This is a genomic window from Candidatus Eisenbacteria bacterium (assembly GCA_016867715.1).
In the GTDB taxonomy this organism is placed as follows: domain Bacteria; phylum Orphanbacterota; class Orphanbacteria; order Orphanbacterales; family Orphanbacteraceae; genus VGIW01.
Genome location: VGIW01000023.1, coordinates 1 through 16,413 on the forward strand (window position 1 = coordinate 1; position 16,413 = coordinate 16,413).

The window sequence follows — 16,413 nt, forward strand, 5'->3', positions numbered from 1 at the left end:
CCGAGCCGCCTCCGGAACCCCAGCCTATCTCCGATGCGCCCGCAACTCACGACCCCAACCCACACGAAAGGCGGAAGAGCTGGCTTTGATTGGACGCTCTCCTTCGCTCCGTGTTCAGAACGGCCGTCTCCACGGCTCTGCCCCTCCCCCGAGCCCGCACAGAACTGGATGGACGAGCCCCGCTCGTCGAACCCAACTCTTGCATGGGACGGCACGAGGGCGCGAATGAGCTCTCCGCCTGGCGGATGCGCGCGCTTCCTACTGCGGCCGCGGATCGCGGCCTCAAGAGGCCTCCCTTCCGTCGCCGCTTCCTTAGCGTAGCTCCGGGGCTACGCTTCCGGCAGCGGCTCGTCCAGGTCGGCCTCTCGGCGCGCGCTCCGCGTCCTCGCGACGAAACCGCGTGCATCCTCCAGGCGAGGACGCGAGCCCATTCGGGCTCGCTCAGCCGATCTCGCCGGACCCTTGGGCCGATGAGCTCTCGGTGACGATCCTCGATAAGTGTTTGGTGCGGAGCCCAATCTCCGCACCCACTTCGAAGCGAAGACAGACCGTCGAGATGGACCGGACATCCTCGTCGCCTCTCTCAAAGACGGCGGCTCAGGCCGATTTTCGACACTTTCTCTGGCGACTCTCATTGTTTTCAACAAGATAGAGAGACGCCCGCGGAGTTTGGCACTACGCAGGGATCTCCTCTTGCGGGGGCGAGGGCCCAACTCGCGTGACGGGGGAAGGGGGACGCACTCCCGCGGCTGCGAAGGCATGATGCGCTCCGCCGACCAGGTCGGTGCGGAGGCGGTAGCGCTGGTCGTCGAGATCGACGGTGACCGCCTGCACCTGCCCGAGATCGTGCATGAGGTCCGGCCACGAGCCGTCGACGCCGGCCTCCTCGAGCCGGCGCTGCAGGTCCACCTCGAGACGGAGCGCCAGGAAGCTGGCTACGATGTGTCCGATGCTCGTCTCGTCGCGATGGTGGAAGATCGGTCGCACCTCCAGCGTGGACTTCTCCTCGCGGAAGGTCCGTTCGACGCGCCACAGGCTCTTGTACGTCCGGGCGACTTCCCCGGCCGGCAGGTCGGTGTTCGTGGTCAGGACGAACTTCCCATCGAGACGGGCATCGCGGCGCACCGCCTCGGCGTCGATGCGCACACTTCCCTTCTTCACCTTCACGAAGCGGGCGAAGCCGCGGTTGCCGATGATCGCCTTCGGACCGTTGCGCTCCAGCGTCACCTGCAGCTTCGCCAAGATCGCCTCGCGGGCGGCCGCGTCCTTCTTGGCCTCCTCGCCATTGCGGCACACCACGTAGCGGCGCAGGCCCACACGGACCTCCTTGACCTCCAGGTTCTCGGCGGCCTTCTCGTAGCGACCCGCCCGCGCCAAGACCTCCTCGGAGATCTCCCGCTGCCGGCGCATCCGGCAGCCGAGGATGTAGTCGAAGGGAGCCTCGGGATGATCCGTCAGCAGAGAGAGGGTATCGCGAGCGATCATGCCTCGGTCCGCCACCACGATGACCGAACTCACCTCGAAGCGCCGCCGCAGCAGATCGACGATGCGCCGCAACGCCGGCCGGTCGGCCGTGTTGCCGGGGAAAATCTCCCACGCCACGGGCCACCCCTGCCGATCGACGGCCACACAGAGAACGAACTGCGGCAGATCCCCGCGACGGTCCCGCGAATACCCCCGCTTGCGCCAGGCCGTCTCCGTGTCGCGGTAGACGTAGAGGCTCGTCGTATCCACGAACACCAGGTCCAGCTGCTGGGAGAAGAGATCCCGGTCCCGCACGTACAGCCCCCGCTCCAGCTCCTGGCGCACGTCGAAGAGAAAGCCGCAGGTCCGGTAGAAGTGCTGAAGCTCCAGGCTCTCGAACCCCGGAGCCTCCACCGTCCTCACCCAACCGCTCCCCTGGAGGTCCGAGCCGGGGCTGCAGAGCCGCTGCAATGCCAGGGCAAAGACCACGCGCTCCACGTCGAAGCGGAACCGCCGACCCACGGCCAGCCGCTCGAGTTCCTCGGGCAGGCCCTGTCGCTCCCACAGCCGCCCGAACACGAGGGCGGGCCCCCACGCCCGCGCCGAACGCGCCCGCAGACCCTCGGAGCGCACTGCCTCGACCACCCGCAGGTTCGCGCTGAAGCGCCCAAGGCTCTTCAGCAACTCGTCGAGCTGACCCGAGACGACGAGCTGCTCGCGCCGCCCCAGCGTGGCGAGCACCTGCTGACGCACCCGCTCGCCCTCGCGGTAGGAGCGCACCAGCTGCAGGTACTCGTAGACATGGCCGCTTTGGACACTACGCTTCACCCGGACAAACATGGCGAAAGAGTAGTATACTCTAGGGACCCGTCAAGAAAAATCACCAAGGACAGGTCGATTGTTGGCACTACATTTTGAGCGCCGCCCGAAGAGCGAGCACGCAACGACAAGGACTTACAGCGAAACAAGCCGCCCAAAGGGGAGCAAACTGTCGAAGATGAGTTAAAATCACCGCGCAGGTTAGGAGTGGCCGGCTGGCACTGGGACGCCCCCCCCGAGGCTGTCCACCAGGCGTTCTACACGTTTTTCGTGCGTCGGAAGAAGACGCGCAGATGGCACCCGATCAGACAGGAGGAAGGGAATCGATGAAGTTGGTACAAACGATCCTAGCGGCGGCCGCATGCATCGCCTTGTTGGTCCCGGCGGCGAGCGCGGAGCAGTTTCTCCTCTGCGACTTTCTTGGGTACGACTACACGGCCCCGATGCCGCGCAACCTGAGCAACCCGAACGTCTACGTTGCCCTCGGGGACGTGGACAACATCCACCCGGGCGCGGTCGTGACCGACCCGCTGAACTACCAGTACACGTTCGTTCTGAACAGCGGAACGTGCACCGCAGCCGATACGGTCGCGGGTATCTACGGGCGGTACTACTACAACGCCGGAGACGGAACGTTCTTCATCTACGAGGACCCGATTCTCGGCGGAACGAACCGGAACTACGGCACGAACCCGCCGAACGCCACGGCGCCGTCGACTTTCTCCGACGGGACCTTGATTCTCGGCGCGGATTTTGTTAACTTGGTGATCATCGTCAACCTGAACAACTGGACCGCGTCTCTGAACGGCACGCTCGACTTCTACTGCGGCGAGGGTTGGGGAAACCTGCCATGCTTCGACGGATGGACGTTCGCCGGCGAGACGATCGAGTCCGGGATTCCGGAAGGCTACATCTGGGCGGTCGACGGCGTGGTCTACGTCGAGGAAGTGTTGGTCGAGACCACGAACTGGAGCGATATCAAGAAGCTGTTCCGGTAAGATGGCCGGCGCCGAGCGGAAGCAGCGTTCCCTCGAGACGAGTCGTCGATACGGGGGCCAAGAAGAGGATTCCGATTGAAATTGGGAGGTAAGCTATGAAGGCTTTGCTAAGGCCGTTCTTGCTGGGAGCGGTTCTGGCCGTGTTCTTCGCCGGCGCTGCGTCCGCCGAGATTCCGGGGATCGTTTGGGATTGGGCTCCCGAGTGCTACGGGTGGGAGCCGGGATACGCGAACCACATGAGCCAAGCGGGCGCCGTTCTTACGATCGTCGGCAAGGTCGATCGCTTTTTCGATCCCTTCCTCGACCTTGACCCGGTGGCGACCGAATACACGTTCATCTTCCGCGATCTGGTCTCGCTCGGTTCGATCAATCTGGGCGGCATCATCATCACGAACTACGCCGGCGGGTACTTCGAGATGTACAAGGACCCGTCGAACAACGCCGACTTCGGCACGAACCCGCCGAGCGTCGTTTCGCCGGCGACGTTCGTAGACGGGGCGCTTGTTCTGAATGGGGAGCTCTCGAGCTTCTTCGTCCAGATGTTCCAGGGACCGGGCGGATGGTCCGGGACGTACACGGTCGACGTCGAGCTCACCGGTCCGGTCGGGGGCGAGATCTACGACCGCACCGGTCCGTGCTCCGGAACGAGCGGCGGCGGCTGGTCGGATCAGGCCCCGACGATTCCACTCGGTTACACGGTGAAGGTGGACGGCCACATGAACATCGACGAGTGCCACGGAACCGGCACTGAGAACGCGACTTGGGGGTCCGTGAAGACTCTGTTCCGTTAGAACTCTTCCTGTCGATCGTTTCGCCGGCCTCGGGACTTCCCCAGGGCCGGTTTTCCTTTCTCTCTCTTCTCCTTCCTTCCTCTCTCTTCACTTTCCGGACCGGGTCTTCCCCGCGAGGGCCCGGCGTTCCTTCGGGTTCCTCGGGCGGACAAATCAGACCGAAATGAAACCGCCCTTCGACCGACATTCGAACCTTCTCGCTCTACACTGATTGCGGAAAGAGAACGCTCACCCGGCGGACGAATCCCGGAGCCGTGCCGTGTCGATTGTCTTGGAACATCTCTCGAAGGTCTTCGGAGGCCACGGGGTCGTCAGCAACGTCTCTATCGAGATCGCTGACGGCGAGCTCTTCGTCCTGCTCGGTCCGAGCGGAAGCGGGAAGAGCACCGTTCTTCGGATGATCGCCGGGCTTCTCGATGTGGACGAGGGGCGCGTACTCCTCAACGGGCGGGACGTCACCGGTCTTCCGCCGCAGAAGCGCGGTGTGGGGTTCGTCTTTCAGCATTACGCGCTCTTCCGCCACATGTCGGTCGCCGAGAATATCGAGTTTCCGCTCACGATCCGAAAAGTGAAGCCGGCCGAGAGGCGGCGCCGGCGCGACGAGCTGCTCGACGTGGTCGGGCTCGTCGGTTTCGAGGCGCGGATGCCGCACCAGCTCTCGGGCGGCCAGCAGCAGCGCGTTGCTCTCGCTCGAGCGCTCGCGCATCGGCCGGAGGTCCTCCTTCTCGACGAGCCGTTCGGCGCTTTAGATGCGAAGATTCGAGCGGAGCTTCGCCGCTCGTTGCGCCGCATCCAGGGAGAGCTCGGCGTCACGACGATCTTCGTTACCCACGATCAAGAGGAGGCGTTCGAGCTCGCCGACCGGACCGGGGTGATGAACTTCGGGCGCCTGCTCGAATTGGGGCCGCCGATGGAGCTGTATCTTCGTCCGCAGACCGAGTTCGTCGCCACCTTTCTCGGGCGCGCGAACCTGATGGTCGGCGAGTGCGCGTCCGACAGCGTGAGGCTCGGATCGGTCCGGTTCCCTCTCGACAACCAGATCACCACGACCGGCGGAGAGCGGCGCGTTCAGGTTCTCTTTCGTCCGGAAGACGTCGCGGTGCGCGATTCTCCCAATGTCCTCGCGGTTCCTCTTCTGGGGAAAGCCGTCGTCGAGGAGGCGGGATCGGTCGGCTCGCTGGAGAAGCTGCGGCTTCGTCTTCCGCCTCTTCCAGGTGTGCGGCCGATCTCCCCGCCGGTCCCCTTCGGCGTCGATTCGATTCTGGTCGATGCGACCCGTTCGCAGGATCAGGCGAGGCGTTACCCGATGGAGCCGGGGGACGAGGTCTGGGTGGGGGTCCGGCGCATCCACGCGCTTCTGCATCCGGGTCTCAGCTTTCTCCTCGTCGCGGGCGGCGGTGCGGGGGGCGAAGCGGCCGTGAATCTCGGCGGCGAGATCGCGCGGCTCGCGCACGCGCGCGTGACGGTTCTCGGGCTGGGCTCGAAGGGGAGCGGGATCGACGAGCGTCTCGATCGGGTGCGCGAGCGGATGGGGAGCGGGCTCGCGGCTCTCGAGATGCGGCATTCTTCGGCCGGTCCGGCCGAGGCGGTCGAGCGGGAGGCGAACCGCCAGCTCTTCGATCTCGTCATCGCGGGGCGTCCGCCGGAAGGGGCAGTCGAGGCCGCGGAGGCTGCTCTCGGGCGGGGCGAGCATCATGTTCTCGTCGTTCCGGAGGGAAGCTCGATTCCGAAGAGCGTGCTCATCTGCGTGGCGGTGGGAGAACCGGGGAAGGAGGATGTGCATTTCGCCGGGAGGCTCGTGCGACACGTCGGCGCGCGCGCGACGATCCTCACGGTTCTTCCGGAGCGCTCTCTCGATTCGGCGCGGGCTCAGGCGGAGCGTTTCCTCGCGGCGGCCGCGAGAAGCCTCTCGGTTCTCGGCGTGCAAGGCGAGACTCGAATCCGGAAGGGCCGCGTCCTCGAACAGATCCTCGCCGAGTTTCGCGAAGGGAAGCATGACATGCTCGTGCTCGGAGTTCCGCTCGCCCCTTCGGGCGCGCGGGCGTCCCTCGACGGCCACGCGGCCGAGGTGCTCAAGGAGGTTCGCGATCGGCCCGTTCTTCTCGTGCGGTCGCGCGGGTCCGAATGACCCGCGACCCGGCGGGGAACGCGCAAAGCGGGGAATCCCGCGCAATCCAATCGTCGGATGGAAGCCGACAGGAGGAATCGAAAGATGAGAACCGGAAGCCGTCGATTCGCTCTTCTTGCCGCTCTCGCGGCGGGAGCGCTCTTCGCCGCTTCGGGCGCCGCGGAGATCACGCTCCTCAACGTCTCCTACGACCCGACTCGCGAGCTGTATCAGGAGCTGAACGCCTCCTTCGCGAAGGAGTGGGAAACGAAGACAGGAGAGAAGATCACCATCAACCAGTCGCACGGCGGCTCCAGCAAGCAGGCCCGCTCGGTGATCGACGGGCTCGAGGCGGACGTCGTCACGCTCGCCCTCGCATACGACGTCGATATGTTGGCCGAGAAAGGCCTGATTCCGAAGAACTGGCAGAGCCGTCTCCCGCACAACAGCTGTCCCTATACATCGACCATGGTCTTTCTCGTGCGCAAGGGAAACCCGAAGAACATCAAGGATTGGGAGGACCTCGCCCGCCCGGGCATCGAGGTCGTGACCCCGAACCCGAAGACATCCGGCGCGGCGCGCTGGAACTACCTCTCCGCGTGGGCGTCGGGACTCGATCGGAGCGGCGGCGACGAGGCGGCGGCGCGCGATCTCGTCACGAGGATCTATCGAAACGTCAAGGTTCTCGACACCGGCGCGCGCGCCTCTACCGTGACGTTCGTCGAGCGCATGATCGGCGATGTTCTCATCGCGTGGGAAAACGAGGCTCTTCTCGTCACCCGGAAGCTCAATCCCGGCGAGTTCGAGATCGTCGTCCCCTCGCTCAGCATCCTGGCGGAGCCGCCGGTGACGGTCGTGGATCGCGTGGCCGACAAGCGCGGGACAAGGAAGATCGCGGAAGCGTACTTGGAGTACCTGTACACGCCTTTCGGCCAGGAGCTTGCGGCGAAGCATTACTATCGCCCCCAAGCGGAGGCCGCGCGGGAGAAGCACGCGGCAGAGTTCCCCGAGGTGAAGCTCTTCACGATCGACGAGGTATTCGGCGGGTGGGCGAAGGCGACAGAGATCCATTTCTCGGACGGCGGCATGTTCGATCGGATCTTCGAGGCCGGCAAGTAGGAGAGCGCGCGTGAGCGGACGTCGCGGTGTTCTTCCGGGGTTCGGGCTCGCCATGGGGTTCACCCTTTGGTACCTGGGCCTTCTTCTCCTCATCCCGCTCGGAGCGCTCGTCCTCAAGGCGGCCACGGTCGATCCGGAGAAGTTCGCCGCGACGATCACCTCCGGCCGCACGCTCGCAGCTTTCCGTCTCAGCTTCGGCGCGGCGCTCGTCGCCGCCTGCATCAACGGGGTGTTCGGTCTCTTGCTCGCGTGGGTTCTCGAGCGGTACGACTTCCCCTTCAAGCGGCTCGTGGACGGTCTCGTCGATCTTCCGTTCGCGCTTCCCACCGCGGTGGCGGGCATCGCGCTCACCACCCTCTACGCGGGGAACGGATGGGTCGGGCGCCATCTTGCCGTTCTCGGCGTTCAGGTGGCCTACACGCCGCTCGGCGTCGTCGCCGCGCTCACGTTCGTCGGGCTCCCGTTCGTCGTGAGAACCGTTCAGCCGGTTCTCCGCGATCTCCCGGCGGCGATCGAGGAAGCCTCGGCAAGCCTCGGCGCCGGGAGGCTGCAGACGTTCTTCCGGCTCATCTTTCCCGAGCTCCTTCCGGCCGCGGCGACCGGGTTCACGCTCGCGTTCGCCCGCGGGCTCGGAGAGTACGGGTCGGTGATCTTCATCTCGGGAAACATGCCGATGAAGACGGAGATCACCCCGCTTCTCATCATGATCAAGCTCGAGGAGTACGACTACGCGGGGGCGACGGCGATCGCCCTCGTCTTTCTCGCGATCTCCTTCGCGATTCTTCTCGCGATCAACGCCCTTTCGCTCCGGAGCGCCCATCCGGTTCGAAGGGGATAGAGGAACGGTGTCGTGAGGCTTCCGTTCGGCGGACCGAAGAGAGGCGAGAAGACCGGAAGGCCGCGCAGCCTGAACGAGCCGCCGCTCGTTCGCGGGCTGCTCACGGCCGCGGCGCTCATCTTCATTCTCCTGTTTCTGCTCCTCCCGCTCGGCATCGTGTTTACGAAGGCGTTTGGGGAAGGATGGAGCATGTACTCGCGCTCGGTCTTCGAGCCGTACGCGCTCCGGGCGATCCGGCTCACGGCTCTGACCACTCTGATCGTCGTTCCGCTGAACCTTCTCTTCGGAATCGCGGCGGCTTGGGCGATCTCGAAGTTCGACTTCCGCGGCAAGAACCTCCTGGTGACGGCGATCGACCTTCCGTTCAGCATCTCTCCGGTGATCTCGGGCATGCTGTTCATTCTTCTCTTCGGCGCGCAGGGGTTCTTCGGTCCGTGGCTTCTCGAACGCGGGATCAAGATCGTGTTCGCGCTCCCCAGCATCGTTCTCGCCACCCTCTTCGTGACCTCGCCGCTCGTCGCCCGCGAGCTGATCCCGCTCATGCGATCCCAGGGAAGCGAGGAGGAGGAGATGGCGGTCACCCTCGGCGCGAGCGGTCTTCAGACGTTTCTCAAGGTCAGCATTCCGAAGATGAAGTGGGGGCTCTTCTACGGCGTCATTCTGTGCAGTGCCCGTTCGGTCGGGGAGTTCGGGGCCGTTTCCGTCGTTTCGGGGCACATCCGCGGTCTCACGACGACCGTCCCCCTGCATGTCGAGATGCTGTACAATGAGTATCAGTTCACGGCCGCCTTCGCGGTCGCTTCTCTGCTCACGATGCTCGCCCTCGTGACATTGGTCTTGAAGGGCTTGGTCGAGTGGCGCGCATCCTTGAGAGATGAAGGAAGATAGCCCTGAATCCGAGGCGCCCCTCGTCCCGGGAAGGGGCCTTGGAGGGCGAAAGTGCGCAGCGCGCGTCTCGGCGTTCTCCTCCTTTCCGTCAATCTGGGGATCGCCCTACTCGCGATCGTTCTGGTCGGCGCGGTGGGCGTCGCGCTGCTCGGCAGGCTCGCCGGCGAGAACGCGCTCCGGCGCGTCGAGCTCGCCGGCGCCGGCGCGGCGCAAGCGATCGAACTGGACGGCGAGCGCCTTCTCGCATCGGCCCGCCTTCTCGGAGAGCGCCCCACGCTGAACCGCCTGCTCGAGGAGCGCGATCGAGCAGGGATCGAGTCCTTTCTGGAGACGTTTCGCGGAACGAGCGCTCTCGGCGGGTGCGCCGTGCTTTTCGATGGAGAGATCGCGTCCTCGATCGGGGGCGAGGCTCTTCCTTGGCGGGAAATGCTCGGCGCGAAACGCGCTGAATCGGGATGGTTCCTCTTCGAGCCGAAGAACTCGCCGCACCCGATCCTCGTCTCTTGCGCAGAGGCCGCCCGAGTTGCGGGGGCCGTCGTCGGAGCGGCGGTCGTCCTCGACGAGGCTCACGCCCGGGGGACTGCGGAGAAGGTCGGCGTTCCGGTCGCGATCGTCGGGCGAACGGAGATCGAGAGCGAGGCGGGAGGCGCGCGAGGCGCGCTCCGCGTGCGCGCGCTCAGCGGAACCTTCGCGGGAGCGGCGCGCATCGATGAGGGAGATCTCTTCGTGGCCGCGGCGCCGCTTCGCGACCCGACGGGGCGCGTGGCGGGGGCGATTGAGGCGATACTCCCGGCGCGGGAGATCGATTCCTCGGTCGGCAATCTCGTTCGAGAGCTCGTCCTTCTCGCTCTTGTTGTCGTCGCGCTCGCGACCGTCTTCAGCCTCGTGCTCGCGCGCATCATCGAGCGCCCCATCCGCTCGCTGACGGAGAGCGCGATCCGCATCGGCCAAGGCAATTTCGGATCGCCGGTCCCGCGCGTCGGGGGAGTCGAGATCTCCGTTCTCGCCGGCGCGATGGAAGAGATGCGCGAACGGGTTCTCCGTCTCACGAACGATCTCCGCATGCGGCGCGCGGAGGCGGAGGCGATCCTCACAGGAATCGTCGAGGGGGTCTTCGCGGTCGATCGGGAGCGGAGGATCCGTTACATGAACCCGCAGGCGGCCGCGCTTCTCGGGGTCCGCGCGGAAGAGGCGATCGGCCGCTTCTGCGGCGACGTGCTGAAGCCTCGCGAGCGAAACGGCGCCCGCCCGTGCGAGGAAAGCTGTCCGATTCTTCACGCCCGCTTCCGCGGGAAAGCGCGCGCGACCGAGCTTCTCGAGCCGATCGGGGAAGAGAGCCGTTCGGTAGTGATCACGAGCGCACCCTCCGGCGCGGAGCTCGACGAGACCGCCGCCGACACGCTCCAGTACCAGGTGATTCGCGACGAAACGGAAGTCGAGGCGACGAGACGCCTCCGCGATTTCGTTCTCGCCAACATCTCCCACGAGTTTCGCACGCCCCTCTCTGCGCAGCTCGCCTCTCTCGAGCTTCTTCGCGATCGGCTCCCCGATCTCGACCCTGGCGAGGTGCGCGAGCTTGTTCTCTCGATCGAGAGGGGGACGCTGCGGCTCACGCGGCTCATCGACAATCTCCTTGAGAGCACGAGGATCGAGGCGGGACAGGACTCGATCCGGCGCCGGCCGTGCGCGCTGGACGAGATCATCGAAGAGGCGGTCGAGCTGATGGTCCCGCTCATCAAGCAGAGAAAGCAGACGGTCGAGGTCGATCTGCCGTATCCTCTTCCGCCGGTCGACGGGGACACACAGCGTCTCGTGCAAGTCTTCGTCAACCTCCTCGCCAACGCGAACAAGTTCTCTCCCGCCGGAGGGGCGATCGCGATCGGCGGCGAGGTTCGCGGGGCCGAGGTTCGGATTTGGGTGGAGGACCAAGGACCGGGGCTTCCTTCCGGAACGGTCGAATCTCTTTTCCGCCGCTTCATGCGCGCGCCCGACGAGGAGCCGGAACCGAGAGGGATGGGCCTCGGTCTCTACATCGTGAAGTCGATCGTGGAGCGCCATGGAGGGCGAGTGGAGGCGGAGAGCCTCGAACGCGGCACGCGCATGTGCGTCGTTCTTCCGCGGGGAGACGGACATGAAGATCCTGGTGGTCGATGACGACCTCGAGCTTCTCAGCCTGATCGCTTTCGCGCTCCGGCAGACCGGGTATCTCGTCGTCGAAGCGTCGGAGGGAGCCTCGGCTCTCGCCGCGTTCGCGAACGAGCAGCCGGATCTCGTCGTTCTCGACTACAACCTTCCGCGCATGAACGGGCTCGAGGTGTTGAAGAGAATGCGCGCGGAAGAGAGCCGCGTTCCGATCATGATGCTCACCGTCCGCTCCGACGAGGAAGACCAGGTCGAAGCTCTCGACCACGGAGCCGACGACTACCTCACGAAACCCTTCAGCCCTCGAACGCTTCTCGCGCGCGTGCGCGCGCTCCTCCGAAGGTCCGGGGTCGAAAAGCCGGCGCCGCTCGTTTGCGGCGATCTCTCGATCGACGCGGAGAACCGCTCGGTCTCCGTGCGCGAGGGTTCGGCCGTTCCTCTCACGAAGCTCGAGTTCCGCCTGCTCCAGATGCTCGTCGCGCATGCCGGTCGCACGGTTCCGGTGGAACGCCTCACCTCGCATGTCTGGGGTTATCGAGGAACCGGTGATCGCCAGCTTCTCAAGCAGCTCGTTCACAGGCTTCGACAGAAGATCGAGCGCGACCCGGCCGCGCCTCGCTACCTCGTCACGGTCTCCGGGATCGGATACATGCTCCGAGCGTCGGAGGAGGAGAACTGACGGGCCTCCTTCCGCGCTCGATTCCGCTTGCCGCTCCTACTTGATCTCCGCGATCTTCGCCAGGTCGGCCTCTTTTCCCGCGAGAAGAAGCGTGTCGGAATCCCGGAGCGGTTCGTCCGGATCGGGAATGGTGGAGACGCGATCGGTCAGCACGTCGTGGACGGCGACGACCGAGACGCGATAGTTCTTCGGAAGTTCGAGCTGCCTCAGCGAGCGGTTGATCCAGGGGAGCGGGACGACCATCTCCTGGATGCTGAAGCCGGGAGTCAGCTCGACGTAGTTCAAGAGCCATCGGCTCGCGACCCGCCTCCCGAGCCTCATGCCCGATTCCTTCTCCGGGAAGATCGTCTCGGTGACGCCGATCTTCTCCATCACGCGAGCGTGGTTGTCCGAGACCACCTTGACGTAGATCTCCTGGACGCCGATATCGCGAAGAGCGAGCGCGGTGAGCACGCTCTCGGCGATGTCGTCTCCCATGCTGACGACCGCCGCGTCCGCCTCGCGCGCGCCGATCCGCTCGAGGGTCTTAATGTCCTTTCCGTCTCCGACCGCCGCGAGCGTGACGCGGGGCGCGATCCGTTCCACCCGCTTCTCGTCCGCGTCGAGCGCCGCGACTTCCTGGCCGCCCGCATAGAGCGTCTCGGCGACTGCGGCGCCGAAATTGCCGAGACCGATGACGACGATCCGTTTCATTTCACTCCTCGTTCGTGAGGGCTATCCCACCGCCACGTCTTCGTAGGCAAATCTGAACGGTGCCTCTGTGCCCTTTCTCCGCAGTGCGACGGCGGAGGCGAGGGAAAGAGGGCCGATCCGCCCGACATACATGAGAAAGATGACGACCGCTTTTCCGGCCGAGGACAAGGAGGCCGTCTCCCCGATTGAAAGGCCGACCGTGTTGAACGCGCTGATCGCCTCGAACGCGAATTGCGTAAGGCTTCCTCGCGCCGCCGCATGATCGACGGGGCCGACCTCGGTTGCCGTCAAGACGAAGACCGCGGAGGCGAGAAGCGCGACCGCGACAACTGAGAGGAGCACCGCGCGATGAATCGTCTCGTCCGGAATCGTTCGGTGATGAAAGTTCGTGATGCGGCTTCCGCGGAGTCGCGACAGGAGGAGAAGGGCGAGAAGACCCGCGGTCGTCGTCTTCACGCCTCCCGCCGTCGATCCGGGAGAGCCGCCGATGAACATCAGGATCATCGTGAGGAGGATCGAGGAGTCGGATGCGCGGAAGTAGTCGATCGTGTTGAAGCCGGCGGTTCGCGCGGTGACGCTCATGAAGAACCCGTTCAGGGGTTTCGCCCATGCGGGAAACCCGCGGAAGGCGATGTCCCACTCGAAAAGCGTGAAGAGGGCGCTGCCTCCCAACACGAGAACGAGAGTCGCGAGCACGACGAGTCGCGTGTTCAAGGAGAGTCGGGAGGTCTCGCGGTGTCTTCCCGCCCGCGCGCGGAGAGAGAGGTCCTCCATCGTGAGGAAGCCGATCCCTCCGACAAGGATGAGAGCGGCGACGATGAGAAGGGGCGCCGGATCCTCGCGGAAGGGAGAGAGGCTCGTTGAGAAGCTGGAGAAGCCGGCGTTGCAGAAGGCGCTGACCGCATGGAAGATCGCGTGGCGAACGGCATCGGTTCCTTCGAAGCGTCCGGCCCATAGAAGAGAGAGAAGAAGCGCGCCGGCCGCCTCGAAGAAAAGGGTGAAGACGACGACATTTCGGATCAGGTGTTTGAACTCGATCCGGGGAGCGACCTCGCTCCCCGCCGCCGCGGCGGCTTGGTGGGAAAGAGACAACCTCCCGCCGAGCGCGAGGATGATCATCGAGCTGAGCGTGATGATGCCGAGGCCGCCGAGCTGGATGAGAAGAAGAAGATAGGCCTGGCCGAAGGGCGTGAATCGCGTGGCCGTGTCGGCGACGACGAGACCCGTGACGCAGACGGCGGACGCGGAGGTGAAGAGCGAGTCGAGCGGCCCGAGGGGCTCGCCGGTGTAGAGCCCGGGAAGGAGGAGGAACCCGGCGGCGCCCACGAGGATGAGGAGGAGGAATGACCCCGCGAGAAGGCGCGGAGGCGTGAGGTGCCGGTCCCATCGAGCCAGCGCGCGCGCGATCCTCCTCGAGATCCCCGGAAGGGAGAGCTTCCCTGGCCTCATCGATGCTCCTCCGGCCCATCGCGGCCCCGTCCGGCGGTGCTCCCCGCGGGCAGGGGCGAAGGTCGGACGAGCGTCGATTGTAGTCCAGTGGCCGACATCTCGATAGTCCCGTCACCGCCCCGGTTGCCCGGGGAACCCCTTCCCTCGCCAGGGCGGGTTGGTCGAGTTGCCCGCACGATGATAAATAAACGATTGACTAGATCGGTCGTTTGGCTTAGTATGCCGGATAGAAGTCGGGTCCCAAGCCGGCCGGATCGTGTAAGGGCTTGATAGCGAGCAAGATCACCGTTTGGATGAGGAGGATGGGTCCGAATGGACAGAGAGACCGAGAGGTGGGGATCGCAAGGATTGGCGGGCCCGGCGGGGGCCCTTCGGGCGTTTCTCGAGGAGGCTCCGGGGGATCTCGCGCCTCCCGCCCCCGGAAGCCCGCGCGAGAGGATCCTCACGTCGGCGCGGTCTCTCTTCGCTGAGCGCGGCTTCGACCGAACGAGCGTGCGCGACCTGGCCGCCGCCGCCGCCGTGAACCCCGCGATGATCCACTACTACTTCGGAGACAAGAGCCGTCTGTATCGCCGGGTGATCGCCGGAGAGCTTCGGGCGACGATCCGAGGCATCTTCGATCGGGTCGACCCCGCGCTCGCCCCGCTCGATCTCCTCGTCCGCATCCCGATCGGGATCATGAAGGAGATGCGCGGGAACCCGGAGCGTCTCGCGCTTCTCCGCCGCGAGATCGGCGAGGGCGGGGAGCAAGCGCGCCGCGCGATCGCGGAGATGGGATCTCACGGACCTCTCGGCCTTCGGGATCTGATCGCATCCGTGATTCGCGATGCGCAGGAGAGAGGAGAAATCCGCTCGATTCCGGTCGATGCGATCCTCCCGTTTCTCGTGTCGGTCGGCCACGGTTCGATGATCATGGAGCCTTTCCTTCAGCTCGTGCTGGGGATCGAAGCAGAGGACGACGATTCGTGGAGCCGCCGTCTCGATGGCTTCGAGGCCCTCTTGAGGGGCGCCCTGACGGTTTGAGGAGATCGAGATGAACCGACGATGTCTCTCTCGTGTCTTCGCCTTCTCGCTCGGAGCGGCGATCGCGTGTTCGCCCGCCGCGGCGGGGGGGCCGGAGCCGGAAGCCTGGACCTTGGCGCGCTTGCTCGAGGAGGCGCGCGGCGCGTCCCGAACGATCGCCGCGAGGGAGCGCGAGGTCGACGGCGCGGAGGCGGCCGCGCGGGAGATCACCGCCGCGAGCCTCCCGCGGCTCTCGTTCGGGGGGAGCTATCTCCATACAACCGAGACCATGCGGCTCGACCTCCCGAGCTTCGGCTCGTTCGACCCGCCGGAAGTCCGCTTCGGCGACGGAAACACATACGACCTCAAGCTGGATCTCTCGTCGCCGCTTTTCACGGGAGGGACGCTGTTTCATCAGAGACGCGCCGGAGAGGCGGCTGCTCGGGCGTCGAGGCACGTTCTCGCAGCGGAGGATCTCCGTCTCTCGCGCGAAGTTCGGCGAGCCTACTTCGCCGCGCTCGGCGCCGAGGCGCGCGCGGAGGCGGCGCGAATCGCGGAAGCTCGCTTTCACCGCCACGCCGAGGATGTCGCGTCGGCGGCGAGCGCCGGGATGGCGTCGGAAGAGCGCCGCGTGCAGACGCTGGCCCGGCTTCGCCAGGCGGAGCAAGCGCGACTTCGCGCTGAGGCGGAGGCGCGCATCGAGCGGATCAACCTCGGGAGGCTCGCCGGTCGTCTGAACGAAGAGATCGCCCCTTCCGGAGACCTCGATGCTTCGCTCGTTCCCGTGGGGCTTCCCGAAGGGACGACGGTCGATGCCCGCCCCGAGCTCGCCGCTTTGTCGGATCTCGCGGAGCAGGGGGCGCGTCTCGAACGGGCCGCCCAAGGTGCCTACTATCCGACGCTCGCCGCACAGGCGGCTTTCCATCATGCGAAGCCGGGCGTCGACGCGATCGCGAACGAGTGGGTGCAGTACGGAACCGTCGGCCTCACCCTCTCCTGGCCGCTCTGGGAATGGGGAGCCCGCGGAGAGCGCGTTCGGCAGGCGCGCGCCGCCAAGGAGGCGCTCGAGGAAGAGCGGGCGGAGCTTCGGAAGAACCTCGAGAGCGCGCTTCAAGCGGCACGCGTTCGGGCCGAATCGGCGCGGGAAGAGGAGGCGCGCGCGGCGGAGCGGGTCGATCTCGAGAGCCGCCGCGTCGGCTTCGTGCGGTCGAGATACCGCGAGGCGGCCGCGAGCGAGAGCGAGCTTCTCGACGCGCTCGCCGACCTCGCTGCGGCGGAGATCGATGTCGTTCTCGCGAAGGCGGGCGTTCGCCTCGCGGAGGCGGAGATTCTTTATTGCGTAGGCTATTAACCCTCAACAATCGCGTGCCCGCGCGAGCGGAGCGATGGAACGGGCCGGCGACACCGTCCGCGGACCGGGCGCG

Annotated in this window: 13 protein-coding genes; 10 read left to right on the forward strand and 3 right to left on the reverse strand. The window is 65.7% G+C overall.

Annotation, left to right across the window (positions count from 1 at the left end; all coding sequences use genetic code 11):
* Positions 1-675: 675 nt before the first annotated feature.
* Positions 676-2,304 (reverse strand): IS1634 family transposase, encoded by a 1,629-nt coding sequence (locus FJY73_06160; protein ID MBM3320242.1) that lies wholly within the window; start codon positions 2,302-2,304, stop codon positions 676-678.
* A 305-nt stretch (positions 2,305-2,609) separates the two neighbouring features.
* Between FJY73_06160 and FJY73_06165 the strand changes: the two genes are divergently transcribed.
* The 8 genes from FJY73_06165 (at position 2,610) to FJY73_06200 (ending at position 11,845) form a co-directional block, all read left to right on the forward strand.
* Positions 2,610-3,281: a hypothetical protein gene (locus FJY73_06165; protein MBM3320243.1), complete on the forward strand. Its 672-nt coding sequence runs from the start codon at positions 2,610-2,612 to the stop codon at positions 3,279-3,281.
* Positions 3,282-3,376: 95 nt separating this feature from the next.
* On the forward strand, positions 3,377-4,072 hold the full coding sequence (locus FJY73_06170) for a hypothetical protein (protein ID MBM3320244.1): 696 nt from the start codon (positions 3,377-3,379) through the stop codon (positions 4,070-4,072).
* 259 nt (positions 4,073-4,331) lie between these two features.
* Positions 4,332-6,200: an ATP-binding cassette domain-containing protein gene (locus FJY73_06175; protein ID MBM3320245.1), complete on the forward strand. Its 1,869-nt coding sequence runs from the start codon at positions 4,332-4,334 to the stop codon at positions 6,198-6,200.
* 84 nt (positions 6,201-6,284) lie between these two features.
* A complete protein-coding gene (locus FJY73_06180; protein MBM3320246.1) occupies positions 6,285-7,298 on the forward strand; it encodes a sulfate ABC transporter substrate-binding protein in 1,014 nt (337 codons plus the stop codon).
* Positions 7,299-7,350: 52 nt separating this feature from the next.
* Positions 7,351-8,136, forward strand: coding sequence for a sulfate ABC transporter permease subunit CysT (gene cysT, locus FJY73_06185; GenBank protein ID MBM3320247.1), 786 nt, complete (start codon positions 7,351-7,353; stop codon positions 8,134-8,136).
* A gap of 12 nt (positions 8,137-8,148) precedes the next feature.
* Positions 8,149-9,024, forward strand: a complete 876-nt coding sequence (gene cysW / locus FJY73_06190; GenBank protein ID MBM3320248.1) for a sulfate ABC transporter permease subunit CysW — start codon at positions 8,149-8,151, stop codon at positions 9,022-9,024.
* A 51-nt stretch (positions 9,025-9,075) separates the two neighbouring features.
* On the forward strand, positions 9,076-11,178 hold the full coding sequence (locus FJY73_06195; protein ID MBM3320249.1) for a PAS domain-containing protein: 2,103 nt from the start codon (positions 9,076-9,078) through the stop codon (positions 11,176-11,178).
* Positions 11,156-11,845 carry a response regulator transcription factor gene (locus FJY73_06200; GenBank protein ID MBM3320250.1) on the forward strand — a complete coding sequence of 230 codons (690 nt, stop codon included), beginning with the start codon at positions 11,156-11,158 and terminating at the stop codon, positions 11,843-11,845. The genes FJY73_06195 and FJY73_06200 overlap by 23 nt, the downstream gene beginning before the upstream one ends.
* A 36-nt stretch (positions 11,846-11,881) precedes the next feature.
* Here FJY73_06200 and FJY73_06205 read toward each other — a convergent pair whose 3' ends face one another.
* Complete coding sequence (locus tag FJY73_06205; protein MBM3320251.1) at positions 11,882-12,538, reverse strand: TrkA family potassium uptake protein; 657 nt, start codon at positions 12,536-12,538, stop codon at positions 11,882-11,884.
* A gap of 21 nt (positions 12,539-12,559) precedes the next feature.
* Entirely contained in the window at positions 12,560-13,987 is a 1,428-nt protein-coding gene (locus FJY73_06210) for a potassium transporter TrkH (GenBank protein MBM3320252.1), read from the reverse strand.
* Positions 13,988-14,299: 312 nt separating this feature from the next.
* On the opposite strand from FJY73_06210, the gene FJY73_06215 reads away from it, so the two are divergent.
* Positions 14,300-15,010: a TetR/AcrR family transcriptional regulator gene (locus tag FJY73_06215; protein MBM3320253.1), complete on the forward strand. Its 711-nt coding sequence runs from the start codon at positions 14,300-14,302 to the stop codon at positions 15,008-15,010.
* A gap of 10 nt (positions 15,011-15,020) precedes the next feature.
* Complete coding sequence (locus tag FJY73_06220; GenBank protein MBM3320254.1) at positions 15,021-16,340, forward strand: TolC family protein; 1,320 nt, start codon at positions 15,021-15,023, stop codon at positions 16,338-16,340.
* The last annotated feature ends 73 nt before the right edge of the window (positions 16,341-16,413 follow it).